Below are 6,415 nucleotides of genomic sequence, written 5' to 3' on the forward strand. Positions count from 1 at the left end.
GCCCGAACGGAGCTCTCAGCCGCCGTAGACGTGCGGGGCGAGGGTGCCGATGAACGGGAGGTTGCGCAGCTTCTCCGCGTAGTCCAGGCCATAGCCGACCACGAACTCGTTGGGGATGTCGAAACCGACGTACTTGACGTCGATCTCGACCTTGGCGGCGTCGGGCTTGCGCAGCAGGGCACAGACCTCCAGCGAGGCCGGGCCGCGCGAGCCCAGGTTGCCCAGCAGCCAGGACAGCGTCAGCCCGGAGTCGATGATGTCCTCGACGATCAGGACGTCCCGGCCGGCGATGTCGGTGTCGAGGTCCTTGAGGATCCGCACCACACCGGAGGACTTGGTGCCCATGCCGTACGAGGAGACCGCCATCCAGTCCATGGTCACCTGCGAGTGCAGGGTGCGGGCGAGGTCCGCCATGACCATCACGGCCCCCTTGAGGACACCGACGATCAACAGATCCTTGCCTGCGTAGTCCCGGTCGATGCGCTCGGCCAGCTCCAGGAGCTTGGCGTCGATCTCGTCCTTGCTGATGAGCACCTTCGCGAGGTCAGCGCCCATGTCGTTCTGATCCACCGGGGATACGTCCTCAAACGTTCGGGGTCTGTGTGGCCGGCGGCCCGGCGCCCCGGGAGCATGCCTGCCCGTCAGTCGCCCTGTCGCCGAAAGACCAGCGTGCCACACCTGCGGGTGGCCTCGACGCCCCCGGGTAGGTGCAGCGGCCCCTGACCGCGCCATCCGGTGACCAGCAGGTCGATCGTTTCGAGGTGCCGCGCGAAGAGGTCCCCGGCCGGGCAGCCCGCCCGCAGTGCGGCCCTGCGCAGGACCCGGCGGCGCACCGCGGGCGGCAGTTCGGCCAGCTTCACGACCTCCAGGGCGCCCTCGCCGGACCGGAGATCGCGCTCGGCCAGCGCGGCCCACTGGTCCAGGGCGTCGGCGTCGTCGCGGAACAGCCGGGCGGTGCGGGCCAGCGCCTCCACCACGCCGCCGCCGAGATGCTTCTCCAGGACCGGCAGCACCTCGTGGCGCACCCGGGAGCGGGTGTACGCCGGGTCACAGTTGTGCGGGTCGTCCCAGACCGGGATCGACTGGGCGGAGCAGGCCTGCCGGGTGGCGGCCCGGTCCAGCTCCAGCAGCGGGCGGCGGTAGCGGCCCTTCTGGGCGGGCATCCCGGCCAGCGAACGGGAGCCCGAACCCCGGGCGAGGCCCAGCAGCACCGTCTCCGCCTGGTCGTCACGGGTGTGGCCGAGCAGGACGGCGACCGCGCCGTGGCGCTCGGCGGCCTCGTCCAGGGCCGCGTAGCGGGCGTCCCGGGCCGCGGCCTCCGGTCCGCCGGCCCGGCCGACCCGGACCGGGACCGCCTCGACCGGGTCGAGCCCGAGCGAGCGCAGCCGGTCGGCGACCTGGGCGGCGCGGTCGGCGGAGCCGTCCTGGAGGCCGTGGTCGACGGTGACGGCACCGACCCGCAGGCCGATCTTGGGGGCTTCGAAGGCGGCGGCGATGGCCAGGGCCATGGAGTCCGCGCCCCCGCTGACGGCGACCAGGACCAGCGGCGAGCCGGGAGCGGCCGGGGTGCGCGGCAGCCCGGAGGGGTGGCGGTGGGCGTTGCCGATCAGGGTGGTCCCGACGGCGGCGCCGACCAGCGGCGCTCCGCTCGAACGCTCGCGCGGCTCCCGGACCGGGGCGGTGAAGGTGGTGCCGGCCTCGGCGGCGAGGTCGGTGAGCGTGCGGCGTACGGCCAGGCGTATCGCTGCGACGGCGGGGTGTGGGCCCACGGCGGACGACTCCTCGGCGGAGGGGACAGGACGGCGGCGGGCGCGGCGGGAACCGCACCCTCCGTAAGCGCCTCGTTACCGGGCGCTCACAGATGGTGGCAGAAAGGAGCGACCCGCTACGCCACCCGCGCCACCAGTACGACCACCGTCCCACGTACGGGTGAATGGAAAAACGTATCTTCACCCGCCATCTGCACGATTGGACCACTCGTACGAACGGGTTTGACCGCCGTCGGCCACCCTTCGGTGGCCAATCTGATCAGCAGCTCGCGTGATCGGCGGCTGGTCGGCTGGTCGGATCAGTGGGCGACGCGGGCGACCCAGGCGGCCGGGTCGTGGATCTCGTCCTTGGTCGGCAGGGTGTTCGGCGAGGTCCAGACCCGGTTGAAGCCGTCCATGCCGACCCGCTCGACCACACCGCGCACGAAGACCGCGCCGTCCTGGTACTGACGGAGCTTGGCGTCCATGCCGAGCAGTCGGCGGAGCACCAGGTCGAGGCGGTTGGCGCCGCGGTCCCGGCGCTGCTGGAACTTCTCCCGGATCTCCGCCACGCTCGGCACCACGGCCGGGCCGACGCCGTCCATCACCACGTCGGCGTGGCCCTCCAGCAGCGACATCACGGCCGTCAGCCGGCCCAGGATCTCGCGCTGCGCGGGCGACTGGACGACCTCCAGCAGACCGGTGGACGCCGAGCCGTCGCCGCGGCCGGCCAGACCCGGCAGGCCGCCGCCGAGCGAACCGGCCGCGTCCCGCAGGCGGTCCAGCAGCGCGCCCGGGTCGACGTCCGTCTCGGCCAGGAAGGACTGCACCTCGGACTGGATGTGGTCGCGCAGCCACGGGACGGCGGTGAACTGGGTGCGGTGGGTCTCCTCGTGCAGGCAGACCCAGAGCCGGAAGTCCGACGGGTCGACGTCCAGCTCGCGCTCGACGTGCACGATGTTCGGGGCCACCAGCAGCAGCCGGCCCGGGCCCGGGTCCTCGGGGCCGAGCCGGGGCTTGTCGAACAGCGCGGCCGGGCTGTCCGGCGCCTCCAGCGAGGGCTCCGCCGGGGCGAAGGTCTCGTACTGCCCGAGCACCTTGGTGGAGAGGAAGGCCAGCAGGGCGCCGACCTCGATGCCGGTGGCCTTCTCCCCCACCGTGCCGAGGACGCCCGCCGTGGTGCTGCCCGCCCGGCGGGCCTGGAGCTTCTCCACCAGGGGCTGGACGATGGTGCGGAAGCCCGCCACGTTGGCCCGCACCCAGCCGGGGCGGTCCACGATCAGCACCGGGGTCGCGGCCGCCTCGGTGAGACTGCTGGAGCGCATCCCGGTGAACCCCCGGACGTGCTCCTCGGCCTCCAGGGCGTGCCGGCGCAGCTCCGCCACCACGGCCGCCGCTTCGGCGCGGCTCACCTCCGGCCCCGGCCGTACCAGCCTGGTCGCGGTTGCGACCGCGAGATTCCAGTCGACCATGTCAGCACCGCCGCTCGCGCTCGTCATGCCCTCACCGTACGTGCTCCCGTCCGTCGGGGGGAGCCACAGGCGCCGACGTCCTGGGGAGTGGACCGCTCCGGTGCGTCCGGGTCAGTGGCAGCCGCAGGCGGCCAGCCGGGCGACGATGCGGTCCATGGCCGCGCGGGCGGTGTCGGCGGGGGCGGCGGTCCTCGTCATCACGGCGAAGGAGAGCAGCCGGCCGTCGGTGTCCACCACCGTCCCGGCCAGCGTGTTGACGCCGCTCAGGCTGCCGGTCTTGGCGCGGACCAGACCGGCCGCCTCCGCCGCACCGGAGTTGACGCCGAAGCGCTTGCCGAGGGTGCCGGTGAAACCGGCGATCGGCAGGCCGGTCAGCACCGGGCGCAGCTTCGGGTGCTGGTCCGAGGCGGCCAGCGCGAGCAGGTGGACCAGGACGGCCGGCGGGATCGCGTTGTCGGGGTGCAGCCCGCTGCCGTCGTTGAGCACCACTCCGGCCGTCGGCACGCCGAGCCGGGCGAGCTCCTGGGTGACGGCGGTGGCGGCGCCCTCGAAGCTGGCCGGTTGGCCTGCGGCCAGCGCGGCCTGACGGGCGATCGCCTCGGCGAGGGTGTTGTCCGAGGTGGTCAGCAGCCGCTCGACGAGCCGGGCGACGGTCGGCGAGTCCACCCGGCCGAGGACCGGTGCGGCGGCGGGCGCCGGGGCGGCGGACGGCCTGGCCTTGCCGTCGACGGTGATGCCCTGGGCCTTGAGCAGGGCGGCGAAGGCGTCGGCCGCCTGGGCGGCCGGGTCGGCCACCCGGGCCGGCGCCTCCTCGCGGCTCTTCGGGTCGACCCTGCCCTCGTCGATCATCAGCGGGGTGACCAGGGCGATGTTCGCCGCGTCGTGGTTCTTGTGCTGCGGGTTGCCGGAGTAGAGCGAGAGGTCGTAGTCCAGCCTGACCGTGGTGGTGCCGACGGCCCTCAGGGCGGCGGCGGTCTGGCGCGCCAGTGCGTCCAGCGAGGCCGGCGCGGTGTCGGCGTCGGCCGCGAGCCCGCCGATCTGCACCTGGTCGGCGGGCAGCGCGGTGAGCGTCGGGTCGCCGCCACCCACGAGGGTGATCCGGTCCGGGTCCGTTCCCTTGACGACCCGGGTGCTCAGCCGGGTGTCCGCCGGGATCAGCGAGAGCGCGGCCACCGTGGTCGCCAGTTTGGTGGTGGAGGCGGGGGTGGCGGGCGTGTCCGCCCCGGAGCCGTACAGGAGCCGGCCGCCGGCCGCGTCCGCGACGGCGAAGGTGACGGTGCCGAGGCTCTTGTCGCCGAGCGCGCCGGCGAGCGCCTGCTGGAGGCCCTGGAGGGTCGGCACCCCGGCCGTCGGACCGGCCTCGGCGGCGGTCAGGACGCCCGTCGCGGCGGGCGCCGGGCGGCCGGCGGCGGACGGGGCCGCGGAGCCGGACGGGACGGGGGACCGCTCGTCGCCCTCGCCGTGCCCGGCGGTGTGCCCGCCGGGCGAGGGGGACGGCTGCGCGTACGCACCACCCGAGGTCAGGACCGTACCGGCGACCAGCACCGCCGCTCCGAACAGCCCTGCGGCCGTTCCCCGGCGGCGATGCCCCGCCCCGACCCCAGCTCTCACCGACGGCCCCTTTCCCGAGCACTCACTCCCGTAGGAGACACTTGGATTCTGTCAGTCCCTACCTTGGAGGAACCGTTGGAGTTCGACGTCCTTATCGAAATCCCGAAGGGCTCCCGCAACAAGTACGAGGTCGACCACGAGTCCGGTCGTCTGCGGCTTGACCGGATGCTCTTCACCTCGACCCGCTACCCGGCCGACTACGGCTACGTCGAGGGCACGCTCGGCGAGGACGGCGACCCGCTGGACGCGCTGGTCATCCTGGACGAGCCGACCTTCCCCGGCTGCCTCATCAAGTGCCGCGCCATCGGCATGTTCCAGATGACGGACGAGGCCGGCGGCGACGACAAGCTGCTGTGCGTCCCGGCGACCGACCCGCGCTGGGAGCACCTGCGCGACATCCACCACGTGTCGGAGTTCGACCGCCTGGAGATCCAGCACTTCTTCGAGGTCTACAAGGACCTGGAGCCGGGCAAGTCGGTCGAGGGCGCCAACTGGGTCGGCCGCGCCGAGGCCGAGGCCGAGGTCACCGCCTCGATCAAGCGTCTGGCGGAGTCCGGCGGTCACTGAGCCGTCGTACCGATCTCGTTCGTCCAGGGCCGTTCGAGGCAGGTCGAGGCAGTCGGAGGCCGGGGTTTGCGGAGCGATCCGCGGGCCCCGGCCTTCGCCGTGTCCGGGGCCGGGACTATGGTCCGGGTTTACCGACAACCTGTCGGCATGACGTTGACTTAGGTTAGGCTAACCATAACAATCGGGGGCGATCCCGATCCCCTGGAGGCCCGCATGCCCACGCCCGAGCAGCCCGCTCCGTTCTCCACCGTGCTCCGCACCGCCAGCAGCGAGGAACACGAGGCCGCGGAACAGTCCTCGTTCATGAGCCACCTGCTCGGCGGACGGCTCGGGATCGACGCCTACGCCGACCTCACGAGCCAGCTCTGGTACGTCTACCGCGCGCTGGAGGGCCGGACCGCCGAGCTGGCGGACCATCCGGTGGCCGGACCGTTCATCGACCGCGCGCTGCTGCGCACCGCCGCCATCGAGCGCGATCTGGAGCACCTGCGCGGAGCCGACTGGCGCGCGGGGCTGGCGCCGCTGCCCGCCACCGCCGCGTACGTCGCCCGGGTGGAGGAGCTGGCGGCCGAGTGGCCGGCCGGGTACATCGCGCACCACTACACCCGCTACCTCGGCGACCTGTCCGGCGGTCAGATCATCCGCGGCATAGCCGAGAAGACCTGGGGCTTCGAGCGCAAGGGCGACGGCGTGCGGTTCTACGTCTTCGAGGAGGTCGACAACCCGGCCGCCTTCAAGCGCGAGTACCGGGCCAGGCTGGACGCCGCCGGCCTGGCGCTGGACGACATCGAGCGCCGCCGGGTGGTCGACGAGTGCAAGCGCGCCTTCGTGCTCAACGGCGCGGTCTTCCGCGACCTGGACGCGCGCTACCCGCTGAGTGCATAAACGTTTCTCCCCGCACACGTGGGCCCCGGCGAGCAACCCTTGGGTTCAAGGGGTCGTCGCAACACCACTTGGTTTTAGGTGGTGAGTAGATCACGTAGACGCTCGGCTGGGGTATTCCAGCCGAGCGTCTTG

6 protein-coding genes are annotated in these 6,415 nt (G+C 73.0%); 2 read left to right on the plus strand and 4 right to left on the minus strand.

Annotated features, from left to right (window positions below; all coding sequences use genetic code 11):
• Nucleotides 1-15: 15 nt before the first annotated feature.
• The 4 genes from hpt to dacB form a co-directional block, all read right to left on the minus strand.
• Entirely contained in the window at nt 16-570 is a 555-nt protein-coding gene (gene hpt, locus AB0P06_RS29560; RefSeq protein ID WP_049654051.1) for a hypoxanthine phosphoribosyltransferase, read from the minus strand.
• 71 nt (nt 571-641) lie between these two features.
• A complete protein-coding gene (tilS, locus tag AB0P06_RS29565; protein WP_363612652.1) occupies nt 642-1,769 on the minus strand; it encodes a tRNA lysidine(34) synthetase TilS in 1,128 nt (375 codons plus the stop codon).
• 299 nt (nt 1,770-2,068) lie between these two features.
• Nucleotides 2,069-3,247: a zinc-dependent metalloprotease gene (locus AB0P06_RS29570; protein ID WP_363612654.1), complete on the minus strand. Its 1,179-nt coding sequence runs from the start codon at nt 3,245-3,247 to the stop codon at nt 2,069-2,071.
• Nucleotides 3,248-3,331: 84 nt separating this feature from the next.
• Nucleotides 3,332-4,831, minus strand: coding sequence for a D-alanyl-D-alanine carboxypeptidase/D-alanyl-D-alanine-endopeptidase (gene dacB, locus AB0P06_RS29575; protein WP_363612656.1), 1,500 nt, complete (start codon nt 4,829-4,831; stop codon nt 3,332-3,334).
• A 75-nt stretch (nt 4,832-4,906) separates the two neighbouring features.
• Here dacB and AB0P06_RS29580 point away from each other — a divergent pair, with 75 nt between their 5' ends.
• Complete coding sequence (locus tag AB0P06_RS29580; protein WP_363612658.1) at nt 4,907-5,398, plus strand: inorganic diphosphatase; 492 nt, start codon at nt 4,907-4,909, stop codon at nt 5,396-5,398.
• A gap of 213 nt (nt 5,399-5,611) precedes the next feature.
• Complete coding sequence (locus AB0P06_RS29585; RefSeq protein WP_363612660.1) at nt 5,612-6,283, plus strand: biliverdin-producing heme oxygenase; 672 nt, start codon at nt 5,612-5,614, stop codon at nt 6,281-6,283.
• The last annotated feature ends 132 nt before the right edge of the window (nt 6,284-6,415 follow it).

This window comes from Kitasatospora sp. NPDC088351 (assembly GCF_040685575.1).
Classification (GTDB): Bacteria; Actinomycetota; Actinomycetes; order Streptomycetales; family Streptomycetaceae; genus Kitasatospora.